This is a genomic window from Methanosphaera sp. DEW79 (assembly GCF_003266085.1).
Lineage (GTDB): Archaea > Methanobacteriota > Methanobacteria > Methanobacteriales > Methanobacteriaceae > Methanosphaera > Methanosphaera stadtmanae.
Genome location: NZ_MUZW01000061.1, coordinates 59,384 through 75,275, shown reverse-complemented (window position 1 = coordinate 75,275; position 15,892 = coordinate 59,384). Strand labels below are relative to the sequence as shown.

Annotated in this window: 16 protein-coding genes; 4 read left to right on the top strand and 12 right to left on the bottom strand. The window is 26.8% G+C overall.

Annotation, left to right across the window (positions count from 1 at the left end; all coding sequences use genetic code 11):
- Positions 1-192: 192 nt before the first annotated feature.
- The 8 genes from glmU to BZ132_RS06205 form a co-directional block, all read right to left on the bottom strand.
- A complete protein-coding gene (gene glmU, locus BZ132_RS06240; RefSeq protein ID WP_112149708.1) occupies positions 193-1,488 on the bottom strand; it encodes a bifunctional sugar-1-phosphate nucleotidylyltransferase/acetyltransferase in 1,296 nt (431 codons plus the stop codon).
- A gap of 145 nt (positions 1,489-1,633) precedes the next feature.
- Positions 1,634-2,992 carry a phosphoglucosamine mutase gene (gene glmM / locus BZ132_RS06235; protein WP_011406876.1) on the bottom strand — a complete coding sequence of 453 codons (1,359 nt, stop codon included), beginning with the start codon at positions 2,990-2,992 and terminating at the stop codon, positions 1,634-1,636.
- A 235-nt stretch (positions 2,993-3,227) separates the two neighbouring features.
- Complete coding sequence (locus BZ132_RS06230; RefSeq protein ID WP_011406875.1) at positions 3,228-4,457, bottom strand: 2,3-bisphosphoglycerate-independent phosphoglycerate mutase; 1,230 nt, start codon at positions 4,455-4,457, stop codon at positions 3,228-3,230.
- A gap of 4 nt (positions 4,458-4,461) precedes the next feature.
- Complete coding sequence (locus tag BZ132_RS06225) at positions 4,462-5,139, bottom strand: TIGR00297 family protein (RefSeq protein WP_011406874.1); 678 nt, start codon at positions 5,137-5,139, stop codon at positions 4,462-4,464.
- A 103-nt stretch (positions 5,140-5,242) separates the two neighbouring features.
- Entirely contained in the window at positions 5,243-5,818 is a 576-nt protein-coding gene (locus tag BZ132_RS06220) for a 30S ribosomal protein S3ae (RefSeq protein ID WP_011406873.1), read from the bottom strand.
- A 462-nt stretch (positions 5,819-6,280) separates the two neighbouring features.
- On the bottom strand, positions 6,281-7,153 hold the full coding sequence (locus tag BZ132_RS06215) for a hypothetical protein (protein WP_112149707.1): 873 nt from the start codon (positions 7,151-7,153) through the stop codon (positions 6,281-6,283).
- Positions 7,154-7,370: 217 nt separating this feature from the next.
- On the bottom strand, positions 7,371-7,718 hold the full coding sequence (locus tag BZ132_RS06210; protein ID WP_011406871.1) for a NifB/NifX family molybdenum-iron cluster-binding protein: 348 nt from the start codon (positions 7,716-7,718) through the stop codon (positions 7,371-7,373).
- Positions 7,719-8,068: 350 nt separating this feature from the next.
- Positions 8,069-8,740: a DUF116 domain-containing protein gene (locus BZ132_RS06205; protein ID WP_112149706.1), complete on the bottom strand. Its 672-nt coding sequence runs from the start codon at positions 8,738-8,740 to the stop codon at positions 8,069-8,071.
- Between the two features lie 287 nt (positions 8,741-9,027).
- On the opposite strand from BZ132_RS06205, the gene BZ132_RS06200 reads away from it, so the two are divergent.
- From BZ132_RS06200 to BZ132_RS06185, 4 genes are all read left to right on the top strand, one after another.
- On the top strand, positions 9,028-9,540 hold the full coding sequence (locus tag BZ132_RS06200; protein WP_286940668.1) for a DUF367 family protein: 513 nt from the start codon (positions 9,028-9,030) through the stop codon (positions 9,538-9,540).
- A gap of 1 nt (position 9,541) precedes the next feature.
- Positions 9,542-9,688: a 50S ribosomal protein L40e gene (locus BZ132_RS06195; protein WP_011406868.1), complete on the top strand. Its 147-nt coding sequence runs from the start codon at positions 9,542-9,544 to the stop codon at positions 9,686-9,688.
- 175 nt (positions 9,689-9,863) lie between these two features.
- Complete coding sequence (locus BZ132_RS06190) at positions 9,864-10,595, top strand: geranylgeranylglyceryl/heptaprenylglyceryl phosphate synthase (protein WP_011406867.1); 732 nt, start codon at positions 9,864-9,866, stop codon at positions 10,593-10,595.
- A 295-nt stretch (positions 10,596-10,890) separates the two neighbouring features.
- Positions 10,891-11,490 (top strand): DUF169 domain-containing protein, encoded by a 600-nt coding sequence (locus tag BZ132_RS06185; RefSeq protein ID WP_286940653.1) that lies wholly within the window; start codon positions 10,891-10,893, stop codon positions 11,488-11,490.
- 2 nt (positions 11,491-11,492) lie between these two features.
- On the opposite strand, the gene BZ132_RS06180 is transcribed toward BZ132_RS06185, so the two are convergent.
- From BZ132_RS06180 to BZ132_RS06165, 4 genes are all read right to left on the bottom strand, one after another.
- Complete coding sequence (locus BZ132_RS06180; protein WP_011406865.1) at positions 11,493-12,155, bottom strand: NTP transferase domain-containing protein; 663 nt, start codon at positions 12,153-12,155, stop codon at positions 11,493-11,495.
- Positions 12,156-12,254: 99 nt separating this feature from the next.
- Positions 12,255-13,502, bottom strand: a complete 1,248-nt coding sequence (locus BZ132_RS06175; RefSeq protein WP_112149705.1) for a hypothetical protein — start codon at positions 13,500-13,502, stop codon at positions 12,255-12,257.
- Positions 13,503-13,799: 297 nt separating this feature from the next.
- Positions 13,800-14,540, bottom strand: a complete 741-nt coding sequence (locus BZ132_RS06170) for a hypothetical protein (RefSeq protein ID WP_286940652.1) — start codon at positions 14,538-14,540, stop codon at positions 13,800-13,802.
- 81 nt (positions 14,541-14,621) lie between these two features.
- Positions 14,622-15,860 carry a Mur ligase family protein gene (locus BZ132_RS06165; protein WP_011406862.1) on the bottom strand — a complete coding sequence of 413 codons (1,239 nt, stop codon included), beginning with the start codon at positions 15,858-15,860 and terminating at the stop codon, positions 14,622-14,624.
- Positions 15,861-15,892 lie beyond the last annotated feature (32 nt).

Sequence of the window (15,892 nt, the reverse complement as noted above, 5' to 3'; positions counted from 1 at the left end):
TGAATATTTTAAACATTAATTAAATAAAAAGTAGCTTTAATAAAATAGATTATTTTTTATATACTTAATAATATTACATGGTTTTTTTTACTAAAAATAGTTGTGGTATTAAAAATTTATAAAAATGGGTTGTATCATATGTATCATTAATTTAAAAAAATAATATTTCTATTATTAAAAAGAAAAAAGGATTTAATTCTCTTTTTTTTCTTTTATCTTCTTAACAATAAGATTAGTTTCTGTGGAAACTAATGAAAATGATTCAATATCTCTATATAAAACACAACCTGCATTTATAAAGGAACCATTACCAATTTTCACACCAGGATTAACACTAGTATTAATTCCTGTTTTCACATCGTCACCAAAGATAGCTCCAAGTTTTCTACGACCAGAATCAATTCTATTGCCCTTTACAGTAACTTGCACATGTTTATCATCAAAACGTAAGTTAGCAAGATTAGTACCTGCACCAAGATTACAATTTACACCAATAACTGAATCTCCAACATATGATAAATGATTAACATTAGTTCCATCCATAATAATACTATTTTTAATTTCAACAGCATTACCAACATCTACATCGTTACATAAACATGCATATGGTCTAAGATAAGTGTTAGGTCCAACATCACAGTTTTCACCAATAAATACAGGACCTTGAATATAACAACCCGATCTAATGATACTACCTTTACCAAGATGTACTGGACCATGAATAGTTACATTATCTTCAATTTCGCCCTCAATACTATCGTCCATTTTTTCAAGGAAATCCTGATTACATTCTAATAATTCCCATGGTCTTCCAACATCCATCCATTTTTCATTAGAAATAAGACCTAATATTTCCCATCCTTCAGATAATTCTATATCTAATGAATCAGTAATTTCATATTCTCCACGTTTGGATAACTCAGTTTTTCTTATAGCATCAAATATTTCTGGACTAAATAAATAAATTCCTGCATTAGCAAGATTACTTGGAGCATCTTCAACTGAAGGTTTTTCAATAATCTCTGTTATTTTACCATTTTCTGTTGAAACAATACCATAACTTGATGGATCATCTACTTCAATTAATGTTAATACAGCTTTTACATTGTTACTAGTTCTAGTTGCATATTTTTCAATTAAATTTCTGATAAGATCGTAACTTACAATTATATCCCCATTTAAAACTATGAAACTTTCATCAATATATTCTTCAGCACTACCTATGGCATGGGCAGTTCCTAACTGGCCCTCTTGCACAGCATAAGTAATATTTACTCCATATTCACTTCCATCACCAAAATAATCTTCAATAACTTCTTTTTTATAGCCTACAACGAGAGTAATGTCTTTTATTCCAGCATCTCTTAATGATTCAATATTATATTGTATTAATGGTTTTCCACCAGTTATAAGCATTGTTTTAGGTCGTGTTGTTGTTAAAGGACGCATTCTTGTTCCTTCACCTGCAGTTAAAATTATAGCTTTCATTAGTATTCCTCTGTTTTATATTAGTATATTTAAAATATTAGTAATACATTTTTAATATAGTTTAATGAATACTATTTTTAATCAATGATATAAAATAAGTTGTATATATGGTTTTTTTTTAAAAATAGAGAAAAAAGGAGGTGAATTATATGATGTTGTTTAGGAATTCATTGGATATTTTTTCAATACTATTAAGATGTTCCTGAGTTTTACCTTCAGCAGTAATTCTAATGTATGGTTCAGTTCCAGAAGGTCTTATTAAAACCCAACTATCATCTTCAAAGGAAATACGAACACCATCAATTGTAAGAATTTCTTTAACATCATCAAATTCCTCTTCAAATTTCTCTTCAACAATACTCATAACAGTTTTCTTTTTACTATTTTCACAAGTAACTTTTTGTCTTATAGTAGGATAATTTTCAATAGCATCTAATTGCTTTGATAACTTACCATTTTTCTGTATTGTTCTAACTATTCTTAAACCAGAAAGAAGTCCATCTGGACACATACAGAAATCAGGATGTAACCATGTACCAGAAGGTTCTCCACCAAATGTTCCTTTATTTTTATTTATAGATTCAGCTACGTGAACATCACCAACAGGTGTTCTAAGAACATTTCCACCGATTTTTTGCATCTGAATATCTAAACAAGCTGAAGCATCAACTGTGGTTACAACAGTACCACCAAACTCTTTTGCCATAATAGTAAGTAATTTATCAAAATCAGATAAATTTCCATTTTCATCCACAGCAATCATTCTATCAGCATCCCCATCATGGGCTAAACCCACATCAGCATTTAATGCTTTCACTGTTTTCATTAATTCTCCTAAGTTAGCCTCATTTGGTTCTGGTCTACGTCCTGGGAACGATCCATCAGGTTGTGCATTAAGTGTAATCACATTCATACCAGCTCTTCTTAAAGCTTCTGGGGATAAATAAGAACCTGCACCACATGCACAGTCAACAACAACTTTCAATGGTTTTAAAGGATTAATTCCAGATTTAGCAACGATATCATCGATATATTTATCTTTGAATGAACTAATATCGTATTCTTTTCCAATTTCATTCCATTTAACAATATTAAAATCTTTTTCATAGACTAATTTTTCAATTGTTCTTTCTTGGTCTTGTTTATATGCTAATCCATCACTGTTCCATAGTTTAATTCCATTGTATTGTGAAGGATTATGTGAAGCTGTTATCATAATTCCGGCATCAGCTTCTTTTTTTAAGGTTGCATATCCTACAACTGGTGTTGGAACCATACCAAGAAGTAATACATCACATCCTGATTGTTGTAATCCTGCAGACATTACATTCTCAATGATTTTACCAGAAGTTCTTGTATCTCTTCCTATTACAACTTTCTTATTTTTTCCACCAATATATTTAGCTAAAGCTCTAGCAACATCTAATGCTAGTTCTAATGTAATTTCTTCCTGATATTTTCCTCTAATTCCTGAGGTTCCAAATAGTTTTGGTATGCTTTTCATATATTATAACTCCTTATATCTGTTAACATATTTATCATTTAATCTTTAAAAGAATAGTTGTTAATTTCATAGTTTAATATTTTCTTATTTACATATACATAAATCTATTTTATAGAAAGATAGGTTATTAATAATAATTTAGAAAGTTATATTCTTTTATTTATTATTTTAAAAGAATATGCTATATATAAGTTTAAAAAAAAATAAAATAAGTTAGATAAAATTTTATCTAAACTTATGCTCCGAATTTTTGTGTTACATTCATAAGATCTCTGATTATGTATAGAACATCAGTTCCTCTAATACGGCATAATCCACCTTTTGCAGCAGCTCTTTCACCATATTCTTTTACATCATCAACTCTTAATCCAGGTGCTTTTATAAATACTGGTACAGGATCTCCACTATGATCTTTCACACTTACTGGTGTTGAATGGTCTGCTGTAACAAATAATACAATATCATCCATGTCTTTTAAGTCAGCCATTATGTTATCTACTTTTTCTATAAAGTCTCTTTTACCAAAAATATCTCCATCATGTCCTGCTTCATCAGCACCATCAACATTTACTAATATAAAGTCATATTTATTACTTTTTATAGTATCAACGATGTATTTGTGTACACTATCAATATCAGTGTCAATTCCACCAGTTGCTCCAGGAATATCTATAGTATCCATTCCAGCAATTTTAGCTATACCTTTAATAAGTCCAGTTTCAGCTACACATACACCTTTAAGTCCATATAATTCTTCAAATGGTGTTACATGTGGAACTGCTCCAACTCCTCTTGGTAATATAATATTTGCTGGATTTTCACCATTTTCAATTCTTTCTATGTTTACTGGATGATCTTTTAATAATTCATATGATTGTTCTACGAATTTATTTACTATATCTGCTGTGAATTTTGCTTCTTCTGAATCATCTAATGGTTTTACAGTTTTTGGTTTGTTTCCTTCATGTTTAGGATCAGCATCTGTAATCTTATCAGATAAACCGTTTCCTCTTAGAACAAGAACACCTCTATGTCCATCAGATTCTTTAAAGATTACTTCAACATCATCTAATTTTACTTCATTGTTAATTACTTCAGCAAGTTTATCAGTTCCACTTTGGATTCTTCCTGCTCTTCTATCTGTTATGATAAGGTTTTCATCTGCTGTTGAAAAGTTACATCTAAATGCAATGTCTCCAGGTTTAACTTCAACATTAATACCTGCTGCTTCAAAAGGTCCACGTCCTGTATAAACTTCATAAGGATCGTATCCAAGTAATGTTAAGTGTGCTGTATCACTACCTGGTCTTACTCCTGGACGAATTGTATCCATAATTCCAGTTATACCTTCTTCAACCATTTTGTCCATAGCTGGAGTTCTTGCATTTTCAAGGGGAGTTTTGTCTCCAAGTTCTTTCACTGGGCGATCTCCCATTCCATCTATTACAAATATAATTCCTTTCATTTTTTTATGCTCCGATTGTTATTATAATGATACCAACTAATGCTCCAATTATTGTGGCAGTTAAATTAACATGTTCATTGTTAAAGAGTCCATTACGCTCTAATGTTGCACCAAGAAGACTATCTGCAAAACAACCAACCATTCCGGCCACAATTGCTATGCAGATACTGTGGGTAATGTCTGGAGATACATTTACTATAAAAGCTGAAACTCCTATTATTAAAGCTCCAATTAATCCTGCTACTGTTCCAAGTACTGAGATTCCACCATCGGTTCCAGGTTTTACTCTCTCTTTACTCGTGATTAATATAGGTTTACTCAATACTCCTATTTCACTTGCTAATGTATCGGCTGTTGCTGTTGAAATAGCTCCAATAAATCCAGCATAATTTCCAAATATTGCCATAATTACTGAGATAATTCCGTTTGAAACAACATTTTTAACGGTACGTTTTTCATGTATAATTCCAATACTTATTTTATAGTTCTTTTTGAATTTTGTAAAGGCAGAACCTAATAAAAGAAATAGTAAAAGTATTGCTAACCAGTTAAAACCTCTGGATATCACAATAAATATTCCAATAATTGTAACAAAAAATGAGCCTAGAAAATCAAGTGCACCACTTAAGTATACTATGATTCCGAGTATTACACAAATTATAAGGAATATTAATTGTATCATATTATATGATATTGTGTTTTATTAATATAATATCTTTGTATAAAAAAAAGAAAATTGGAGTGGATTAAAAAAAAATTAATAGTTTAGTTATTTTAAAACTAATTTAATTTAATATTCTGGATTTGATAGTTTCTACTTTTTTAAGTGGATAGATTTTTTTAGCTTCATGATATATGCTTGAAGCAAATTTACCAGAGATTATTTCTTTAACTAATTCTTCAGTAGTTTTTTCTGCAGCACTTTCAATAATCATGTTTTGCATAGTTTCTCTGATAAGTTTTTGTTGTGATGATTTTGCTCTTTTTACAGTTATTGCTAACATGTGAACATTGATTTTTTTACCATCTTTTGTAGTTGCATCAGTTATTGTGTCGATACGACTGGTTCCTCTTCTAATCATACTACGTACATAATCTGTTGTTACTTTGTGTCCTGTAAATACTGTGTGAGCTACTTCTCCACTTACATGATCTACTTCAAAGAATAATTTTACATATTGTCTACTGAAATCTCCAGTAATTTCACGCATTGAAGTTTCAATTTTACGACCAACAAGCATTTCAGGTTCTCTTGCAGGACTTGTTCCAAGGCTTGCATCATCAAATTCTTGTGGTGCTAATATTTCATACCAAATTTTTTCTTTCCATGTGTCACGTACTCGTCTTCTTGCTTTTGCCATTCTTTCACAATCTCCTTATATCTTTTAATGAATTTTTATTAAGTTTTTTAATTATTTTTAGAATAAATCTACACTTTTCAATGATTTATACTCTAAAAGAAATGTTATATTATTATAACAAATGTATTGGTGGTTATTTTTTTATATTAAATTAGTTAGTAACAGTTTAATCTATTAATTTGAAATAGTTCCGTCAGGTTTTGTGATATATAAAACAAATTTTAGTTGTTTTTTTATAGAAGATTTTAGATACTCATGACAACAGTCATAATCTTCTATAATAATCTCTATGACTTAGATTATAAAATACCATAAACCTAGTCTATATCTTAATTTATTATTATATTTTTTATTTAATATATAGTTAGTGAAAAATAGCCATATTTAGTAACAAAAAAATATTAATTTTTATTTATAAAAAAAAGTTTTTAGAGGGAAAGTATTATGATTAATATTTTTTTTTTAGATTGATCTTTTTTCATTAAAAAGTTCATCTAATTCATAATCCCATATATTTGTATTTCCTTCTGATTTTCTTTTAGTTATTTCATCATCCACAGTTTTAAATAATTCTTCAAGTGAAGATGTATCCTGGTTTTGTCTAAGATCAAATGATTCTATTTTTCTAGATTGGGAATTTTTAAGAATATCTAAGTAATCAAGGGTAATATCATATGGTTTAGTGTAGAGTCTGGTGTTGTTATTTTGACTTCCAGGTAATGATAGTATCTGTGAAAATGGTTCTATTTGTGAATAGATAAGTGTTTTAACTCCTGTATATTTTTCTATAAATTTATAGAAGTAATAATAAGTTAATGTAGGATTTTTTAATTTCATTTCACTTTCTGTAAATACATATAAGTAGCATTCATTATATCCATTGAATAAAACCCATGATTTAATATTAAATAATTCTTCTATTGCATCATATACTTTCCTTACATCTTCAAAAATTTCCTTGTTATTTCCTAAATTTAATGTTCTACGAGTAAACATGAATTTCTGAACATCTGTTAATTCCTTAGTTTCTTCTTTTATTATATCTGTATTTTGTATAAATCTAAATAAAATACAATTTTTCTTAGAATATTTTTCATATGGAGTATTATCTCGAGGATCCCATTTTATTGCAAGTTCATCTGAATCATAATCATAAAGACTAATGTAAAATTCTTTTTTAGGATAATTTTCTTCACACATTTGCCTTAGTTGGGCTAGTGATTTAATTGGATAATTTTCATATCCCTCATTAGGAGTACCTATTGTTAGAATTTTATTGAATGTAGTACCATATAATGATTCATATAACTCAAACCATTTCTCATCTAATTTCATATGATTACTCTCCCATGGTTATTGTTGAATAAAAATCTATTAAATTTTAATTTTTCTTAATATTTTTACTATAGTTCTTTTATTAGATTATATATACTTAATATTTACTCATTCATCATTAAAGTTCATTTAAGTTTTTATCTATTAATCTTAATTGGAAAATGAGTTATTTAAATTTTAAGAAAAAGTTGGGAGGGGGATGATTCATTCTATTGTTTTAAGGTAACTTAATATTGTTCTTATTAGTTTCAATTTTTATGAATTTATCTAATAAGTCTTCAGTATTACCTTCATCTTCTAGGATTTTAATACCTCTTTTTTTAACCTCTGTTTTTGCAACAAGACCTATTTTTTCACATATTAATATGTCACAACCATCTATAGCATCTGCAGATTTTTCCCATTCTTCACTATTTTTATCATGACTTTTTGAGGAGAAAATTACATCTTTGTAAGCAACATTATGAGTTTGCTCATCATAATCATATATTATAAAATATTCACATATACCAAAATGTTCAACTTTTTTTCCATTTTCTTTAACAGCTATTGCAATTTTCTTCATCTAATAATTCCTCTTTATATCGTTATATTATAGTTTATTAGTTCTCTTTTTAATATTTTTTTGAATTTAGTATAATTCCATAGAAATTGAATATAAAATGAGTTCTTAAGGAATTATTATTAACAGACATAGTTACTTACCTAATTTATATATTAAATCATGAATTATTAAAGTATCTATTTTTTCATGAATTTTAACTATTTAAATGACTGATTTTACATTCAAAAATCTAAAATATATCAAAAAGTTAAGTAATTAATTATATTTAAAAAAAGTAGATGGTATTGATTTTTTAAAAAAAAGAAGTTATATTATTTTAATAATGTATTAAAATTATTTTTTTTATTATATTATGCATTTACAATCTCAGGTGTATAATTGGTTGTAGGTTTCACTGTGTTTAGTAAATAAATTACTTCATTTTCATTAACTCTTGTATTAATACAACCATCATTTAATAGATATACGCCTTGTGTTATGTAATTTGATAAAAACATCAATGCTTGATTTAAATCAACAGGACATGCAACACAAATAACTCCTTTAAATGGACGTTGTTTTATTACACGTTTAATGAATGTAGAACCAGGTACTATGTAAATACCAATTCCTTTTCTTTCACATATTTCTTCGAAAATACCAACAGAACATTTTCCACATTTAATACAACTTAAACCAGAACTTCCTAATTTTGCGGGACAGTTTTTAGCACGTAGACAATGTGGTAGAATAACTATAAGATCCTTTGCATTTAACTTTTTAAAAGAATTTATATTTAATCTATTTCTAAGATTTATACTAACTCTATCAACAAATAATTCATCACATTTAAAGAATTTCATAATATTCTTTGTTGGTTGATATGTTAGATTAAGTGCAAGTAATAATAATTGTGGAAACATTAATTTATCATTATTTAAGGTATAGTTTCCTAGAATGAATGTGATACTAATTAGAAATATAAGTATTATAGCAATTAATACAATAATCTCTCCAACTAATGTAAATATATTAAAGTCCATATTCTCCCTTCTAATATTATTATCTTAATCCTATTATTTTTTTTAATTAATACTTATTATATTTTAACTTTTTTAAAACTATTACTTTTATAATTATGTTTATATATGTTCTTTCAAAAAAGGGCAATTATATATTTTTTAATAGAAATCTTTTTATTATTCAAAATAAAAATATAAGATATACTGTTCTAATAATATATATTATTCTATGATAAATACTTATATATGAATAATAATTAATTATAAGAATTATTTATTTGATTTAAAAATTATTAAAGTTTAATATGATGAAAATTGTAATTTATCACTCTAATGAGTGTGATCCTAAAAGATGCACGTCAATAAAGCTTCAAAAGCAAAATAAGGTTGTTATTACTCATAATATGAGAAAAATACCATATAATGCAATTGTATTAGATGCTGAAGCTGATAAAGCAGTATCTAGAGAAGATAGAGAAAAAATTACAAAATATGGCTTATCAGCATTAGATTGTTCTTGGAAAAAACTAAAGAAATCATCTTTTAATTTCAAATCTAAGAAAAATCACAGGTTACTTCCATTTTTAGTGGCAGCTAATCCGGTAAATTATGGAAAACCATGTATATTGTCAAGTGCTGAAGCATTAAGTGCTGCTTTATATATTGTAGGTTATAAAGATGAAGCACGTGATTTAATGAACTCATTTAAATGGGGACCTCATTTTATTACACTTAATGAAAATTTATTAGAAGCCTATAGTGAGGCAAAAAATAGTACTGAAATTGTTGAAGTACAAAATGAATTTTTAGGAGGAAAATAACATGGCAAAATTTGAAGAAGCTGAAAATAGAATGTTTAACATTAAAATTTGTTTAAAATGTAACGCAAGAAATCCTGCTACTGCAAAGTCCTGTAGGAAATGTGGATACACAGGTTTAAGATTTAAAGCAAAAGAACCAAGAGGATAAACAGATAGTACTAATATAGTACTTTATTTCTTTTTTATTTTTTATTATTAAAATTAAAACTTATTTTTTTCATAATCACTTTTTATAGTAAAATACTAAATTATAGTATGGATATATTAATTACATATATTAAGAAAATATTTTGTATAATGATTTTTTCAGTAGGTAAATAATTATGAATATTGAGAATTATCTAAATGAAACATTAAAAGAACATAAATTACATTTCACTTTGATTGATCCTGATGAACAAACACCTCAAGAAGCAGTTGAAATAGCAAAACAGGCAAAAAAAGCACGAAGTGATGCAATACTTGTTGGTGGATCAATAACTGATCAGGAAGATTTAAATATTACAGTTAAATCTATTAAAGAAGAAGTGGATTTACCAGTTATATTATTCCCTGGAAATATAAGTGGTGTTAGTAAATATGCTGATGCTTTATTATTTATGAGTTTATTAAATTCTACAAATCCTTATTGGATTACAGGAGCTCAAGCTTTATCTGCTCCTTCAATTAAAAAAATGGGTATAGAAACAATACCTATGGGCTATTTAATAATAGAACCTGGAGGTACAGTTGGATGGGTTGGTGATTCAAAACCTATTCCACGTAAAAAATCTGATTTAGCAGTAGCATATGCACTTGCAGCTGAATTTTTAGGAATGAGAGTTATCTATCTAGAGGCTGGTTCTGGAGCAGATAGTCATATACCTGTAGATTTTATTATGAAAGTAAAAAAATTAACTAATTTAATGGTTATTGTAGGTGGAGGAATTAAAACAGCACAAGATGCTCTTGAAGTAAAAGAAGCAGGTGCTGATATAATAATTACAGGTACTGTTGTTGAGGAAACTGATGATACCTACAAAAAGATTAAGGAATTAACAGATGTGATACATTAGACATGTTTCATTTTACTTTTATTTTTTTTAACTATATTTTAAAGTTGTTTTGTTTCTTTAGTTAAAATATTCTTGGTTTTACAATGCTTATTTTATAATTTTAATATATTAACGCTGTTATTTTTTTATTTATTAATAAAAATAATTTATATAATAAAAAATAGTATATTAAATAAAGAAAAATAATTCAAAGACCATCATGTAATAGTAGAATTTTTCTTGAATTAAGTATTTATTTAGGATTCAAGTACAATACATGTAATATTTGAATAATATAATAATAGGTGTGTAGTCAATGTCACAAGATAAAAATAAAGAATATAAGGAAATTGGAGAAAAATTAAAAATATTACTAAAATTAGATAAAAATCCTGTAGCAATAAAATTATTTGAATCAATAGATGAAGTAGATAAAATACTACCAAAACATGAAGATAAGGCAAGACATTGTCAAATGGTATATGAAGCAGCAAGTGAAGGTTCTTCCTTCTATGCAACATTAGATGAACAAGAATGTTTAGTAGGTGCTAGTGTACTAGGATTAAGTGATAATAAAGTAAAAGTAGCAAGTATAGAAACACCAATGAAAGCAATAGCATATGCACCACTACAAAAGGCTAATTTTGATGTGGATGTAATAATATTATATACTACAGTAATGCAAGCATTTGATTTTACAACGATATATAGACAAGCTACGGGAAAAAGATTTGAAGCAGATTTTGCTGCAACACAAGCTTTATGTTCAGAAGCAGTAGTAATACCATATCAAAATAAAAAACCAAATATGAGTTTAGGATGTAAAGGTTCAAGATCATATACAGGTTTTAAACCTGATGAAGTAGTAATAGCATTAACAGTTGAAGATGCAGAAGAAATTATGAATTATATTTAAATTCATTTTTCTATTTTATTTTTAACAAATAAATAATCATTATAATGATTAATATTTTTCAATTCAAGATCATTCTCTTTTTTTATTCCATAAAATTCAACATTATCCCGTATCATTCTACGTAAAATAGGATTTAAGTTCTGATTCTCATTTTTAATATAATTATACAACAATCTACCATAACATGCAAAGGGCATACCTAAACCTTCAGCTGAATCTAATTTTCCAATGTCTCTCCTTGCTAAAATACTAATGGTATTTTTGGGATTGGGACTATTTTCTAATGTATTTATTAAATTATTAATGGTATTTGTTGTTATTGTTGGCTGATCTCCTGCAAGATAAATGTAATTTTCATCTAAATTATCTTCTAAACAATTTAAAATAGTTTTAGATAATCCAACATCAACATTACTGTTAACCTTTATTTTCACAATTTTATTTAGATTATATTCTTTAAGAAGTTCATATATTTCCTCTTTATAATGCCCTAATGCAATTATAACTTGGTTAACTTCTGAATTCAATGTTTTTTCAATGGTATGTATAAGTATTGGTTTATTATTTATTTCTAATTTTAATTTATGAATAGGTTTTTTATTTTTTTTTCTAAAATCAGCAATCATTCTGGAATTTCTACCAGCTGCAGTAATTATAGCATCCATATAATCATCCTTTAATATTAGATTGTTATGAAGTAATTAATATTATTTTAAAAATAGTTTTTAAATAAAAAATGAGTAAAAAAAAGAAGGTAATGTTTATTAAACACTACTTTCATTTGTGCTGTCAGTATCAGAAGTACTGTTAGATGTGGAATTTGTGTCAGTATAGGTTGCATTATCTTTAAGTTCATAGATTTTGGTAAATATTTGAGTACTACCTCCATCTCCTTCACTCCACATAACAACTTTTATTGGATAATCTCTATTATTTGAAATAGCTACATCAATTGTAGGTCTATATTCATATAATATAGCTTCATCTCCTGCAGACATTCCAACAGGTAATGGGTTACCTAATGCAACAATAGCATCTCTTAATGATCTTCCTGCTGGACATACTCCATGAGTAGCACTTCCAGAAGTAGCTTCACTTTCTACTATAGGTGTGAATGAAACATTTTCTTTTCCATGAGCTGTTGAGTGTGGTGGAACTATGGTATTATTCCATCCATTAGCAAATTCTTTAGCATTTGCTGCACGAACCTGTGTAGGATATCCTGCAAGATCTCGAACAGTACTTGTAGCATTACTTATTTCATTTTCAGTAGCATTATGCTCATAAACAAGTACTGGTGCATATGCTGTATAATTTCTCATATAAGTGTATGTATCATTACCAAATAGGTGTGATATATTTTTTTCACCATAAACTCCTGTTCTATTATCATTGAAGTTACCAAGATAATAATCAACAGTTACATTATTTCCATCGTTTGCAGTTTCAAACCATGTTTTAAGAGAATTTGCACTAACAAAATCAGTAGGTACTGTGTCGTTGTTAATTTCACTTTCTTTTAATGTTTTTATAGTTTTATTATTTTGTACTAAATTAATACTATCTCCATTTTTAACAGCAACAGTGTATGGTAATTTATATCCCCATATCATAGATTTTGGAGCATTTAATGATACTTTACCATTTTCATCAATATTTACTTTAGCAGGACCATCTAATTTACTTGATATACGTCCATTAGCAGTAATGTATGAATTATTTTTAATAACATCCTTTGGTGCAGCACCAGTAATTAAGGACATATATGCAGTGGAAAAATCCCTATTTTTTATTGGTCTTAAAATGTTTCCAGGTTCAGCAAATAAGGGTACTTTCTTCATATTCTGTGTATCTATCAGAAGATCTCCCGATACAACAGTTGACCCATTAGCAACCATAATACTGTTAGTATTATTAGTATTAGCAGTAGTAATATTACACATTAAACCAGAAACAATCACTGTAAGAAGTAATACTCCTATAAATACATATGGATTACTTAGCTTTTTCATGATGTAATCAGCCCTCCCTTTTATTTTTATGAAAAAGATGATGGTATAATATAAAAAAATATTATTTTATATTTTTATAATTTAATTATAATTTTTTATTTTTTTTTATATAATATATGTATGTTAGTTAAATTACTTAACTTATTCTAAAAAGACACATTAGATAAATACTAATTTGAGTATTGTTTTAAATGATTACATAAATAAATATTTCTTAATAAAAATAATTTTTTTTAAATTAAATTCATATAGTATGTTTTTTCGTCTAAAAGAAGGAGTTTATGGTGTTGATTTTTATTAATCTATATTTAATGTTAATATTATTGAATTTTCATTGTCTATAATTTCTTTTTCTAACTTATAATTGTTCTTTTTAATCTTTTCTATTAATTTAACATATGTAATTTCTTGAATTTTGGATTTATAAGCATCATTAAGATTTTTAACATAATTACTAACTTCATCTTTTTGATAATTTCCAAAAAATACTAATTCATATGTATTATCTTCTAATTTATTTAGAGATATTTTTCCCCTTTCTTTAAATTCATTTAATTCCTCTTGTGAATGAAAACCTAAAAAATTTTCTTTCATTATTGATTCTATTATGTCAATGTTTTTCATATCTGTCCGTATCCTAAATTTTGGATGATTTTCATCCGTAATTTCTTTTAAATTAACATTAAAAATAGAATTCCCTGAATTTTGATCATATTCTTCACAAATACTTGTTACAAAATTAATGGCTTGATTTTTAGGGAAATTTCCCATAAACAGAATTTCAACATGTGAATCTACAATATAAAATAACATCTCACCTTGTCTACTGAACTTAAGTAGACTTTCTTTTGTTTTAAATCCAAATAGATTATTGGGATTTTTAATTATATCTTCTAAATCTACAACACTTGGTATGTTTGTCCTGATTTTAAAATTAACATCATCAGTATAGTATTCATCACCCAATTCATATATATTACTAGTTGAATCAATTATTTTACTCAAGGGTTGAGGTAGTGCTTTTATTTGTATACTCATAATATCACTTTTGAATTTAGTTACTTATACTTGAAATTAAATAAGGTTTTATCTATAAAAAAGAATCTATAAAAAAAATATTTAATGGAATGTTTTTTCTTCTTTTAGAATGTTTGTTATTTGAGTTATTTTTTCCTGTCCATTTCCACCAACGAATATTTTATATCCTTTTTTAGTATTAATAAAGTTTAGAATATCATCTATATTTTTAAGTACAATCATATCCTTAGTATAACCAATATTATTCAAGTATTGTACATAATCATATGTTATGTCTTCAAGTCCAGGGAAAATAATAAGAGTATCAGGTTTATAATTGTTAATGTAATCTAGAATATTATATCTACAAGTTTCATATTTACGTGGTGTACCAATAATTAGAATATCAAATCTTTCTTCTTCAAGAACAGCTTTTAGGGCATCTACATTATCAGTTTTTCCAGAAACTATTTCATTATCATTATAGTTGATTTTTATAGTTCGACCTTCAACAGATTCAAATGTTTTTAAGGAATTTATAATATTTTCATCTAATACACCTAACTTATTACATGTTATGCGTGCTGCTTCTGCATTTTGTAGATTAAATTTACCAAATAAATTTAGTTCATGTTTGTATGTATTAAAGAAGTATGTTTCCCTACTTTCATTTTTAATTTTTTGAAGGTTTTTATCATTATAATTTAGAATAGCTACTTTATTTTCTATAAAACAACCAACTTCTTCTGTATAATGTTCTATAGATTTATGAACATCCATATGATCATAACCAATATTAGTTACAACTACCATGTCAATATCAAACACATAGTTACAAAAGTCAAGTGTCATATCACATACTTCTATAATCATATAATCATATTCATTTTCATTAGTATCAAGTAGTAATTCATTGTATCCTGAAAAACCACCACCACCATTACCACCAATAGCCACTTTATATCCTTCATTTTTTAAGATATGATAAATCATATGTGTGGTTGTTGTTTTTCCATTAGTTCCAGTTACTGCAATTGTTTTAATTTGTTTATGTTTGGTTAGTATGTCTGAAATAAAGATTTCCCTTTCTATTATATTTTTACAAATCTCTTTTTTAAATAAACTTGGACTTACTGAGACAAGGTCTGATTTATATATTTTATCTAGATTATGACTTCCAATTTCTAAATCTAACTTCTGAGTATTTAAGGGTTCTTTTTCTAAAAGACTTAAATTTATGTTCCTATTAATATCTGATGAATATACATCATATCCTCGTTTTAATAAAGAAATGGTGGCTTTTTGTCCCTCAACACCTAATCCTACAACACTCACTTTCATTATAAAAACTCTCCTTTTATATAATTCTTCAC

What these genes read in the sequence shown, in the direction of transcription:
- glmU (WP_112149708.1), bottom strand. Translation starts at nt 1,488, where the DNA reads ATGAAAGCTATAATTTTAACTGCAGGTGAAGGAACAAGAATGCGTCCT.
- glmM (WP_011406876.1), bottom strand. Translation starts at nt 2,992, where the DNA reads ATGAAAAGCATACCAAAACTATTTGGAACCTCAGGAATTAGAGGAAAA.
- BZ132_RS06230 (WP_011406875.1), bottom strand. Translation starts at nt 4,457, where the DNA reads ATGAAAGGAATTATATTTGTAATAGATGGAATGGGAGATCGCCCAGTG.
- BZ132_RS06225 (WP_011406874.1), bottom strand. Translation starts at nt 5,139, where the DNA reads ATGATACAATTAATATTCCTTATAATTTGTGTAATACTCGGAATCATA.
- BZ132_RS06220 (WP_011406873.1), bottom strand. Translation starts at nt 5,818, where the DNA reads ATGGCAAAAGCAAGAAGACGAGTACGTGACACATGGAAAGAAAAAATT.
- BZ132_RS06215 (WP_112149707.1), bottom strand. Translation starts at nt 7,153, where the DNA reads ATGAAATTAGATGAGAAATGGTTTGAGTTATATGAATCATTATATGGT.
- BZ132_RS06210 (WP_011406871.1), bottom strand. Translation starts at nt 7,718, where the DNA reads ATGAAGAAAATTGCAATAGCTGTTAAAGAAAATGGAAAAAAAGTTGAA.
- BZ132_RS06205 (WP_112149706.1), bottom strand. Translation starts at nt 8,740, where the DNA reads ATGGACTTTAATATATTTACATTAGTTGGAGAGATTATTGTATTAATT.
- BZ132_RS06200 (WP_286940668.1), top strand. Translation starts at nt 9,028, where the DNA reads ATGAAAATTGTAATTTATCACTCTAATGAGTGTGATCCTAAAAGATGC.
- BZ132_RS06195 (WP_011406868.1), top strand. Translation starts at nt 9,542, where the DNA reads ATGGCAAAATTTGAAGAAGCTGAAAATAGAATGTTTAACATTAAAATT.
- BZ132_RS06190 (WP_011406867.1), top strand. Translation starts at nt 9,864, where the DNA reads ATGAATATTGAGAATTATCTAAATGAAACATTAAAAGAACATAAATTA.
- BZ132_RS06185 (WP_286940653.1), top strand. Translation starts at nt 10,891, where the DNA reads ATGTCACAAGATAAAAATAAAGAATATAAGGAAATTGGAGAAAAATTA.
- BZ132_RS06180 (WP_011406865.1), bottom strand. Translation starts at nt 12,155, where the DNA reads ATGGATGCTATAATTACTGCAGCTGGTAGAAATTCCAGAATGATTGCT.
- BZ132_RS06175 (WP_112149705.1), bottom strand. Translation starts at nt 13,502, where the DNA reads ATGAAAAAGCTAAGTAATCCATATGTATTTATAGGAGTATTACTTCTT.
- BZ132_RS06170 (WP_286940652.1), bottom strand. Translation starts at nt 14,540, where the DNA reads ATGAGTATACAAATAAAAGCACTACCTCAACCCTTGAGTAAAATAATT.
- BZ132_RS06165 (WP_011406862.1), bottom strand. Translation starts at nt 15,860, where the DNA reads ATGAAAGTGAGTGTTGTAGGATTAGGTGTTGAGGGACAAAAAGCCACC.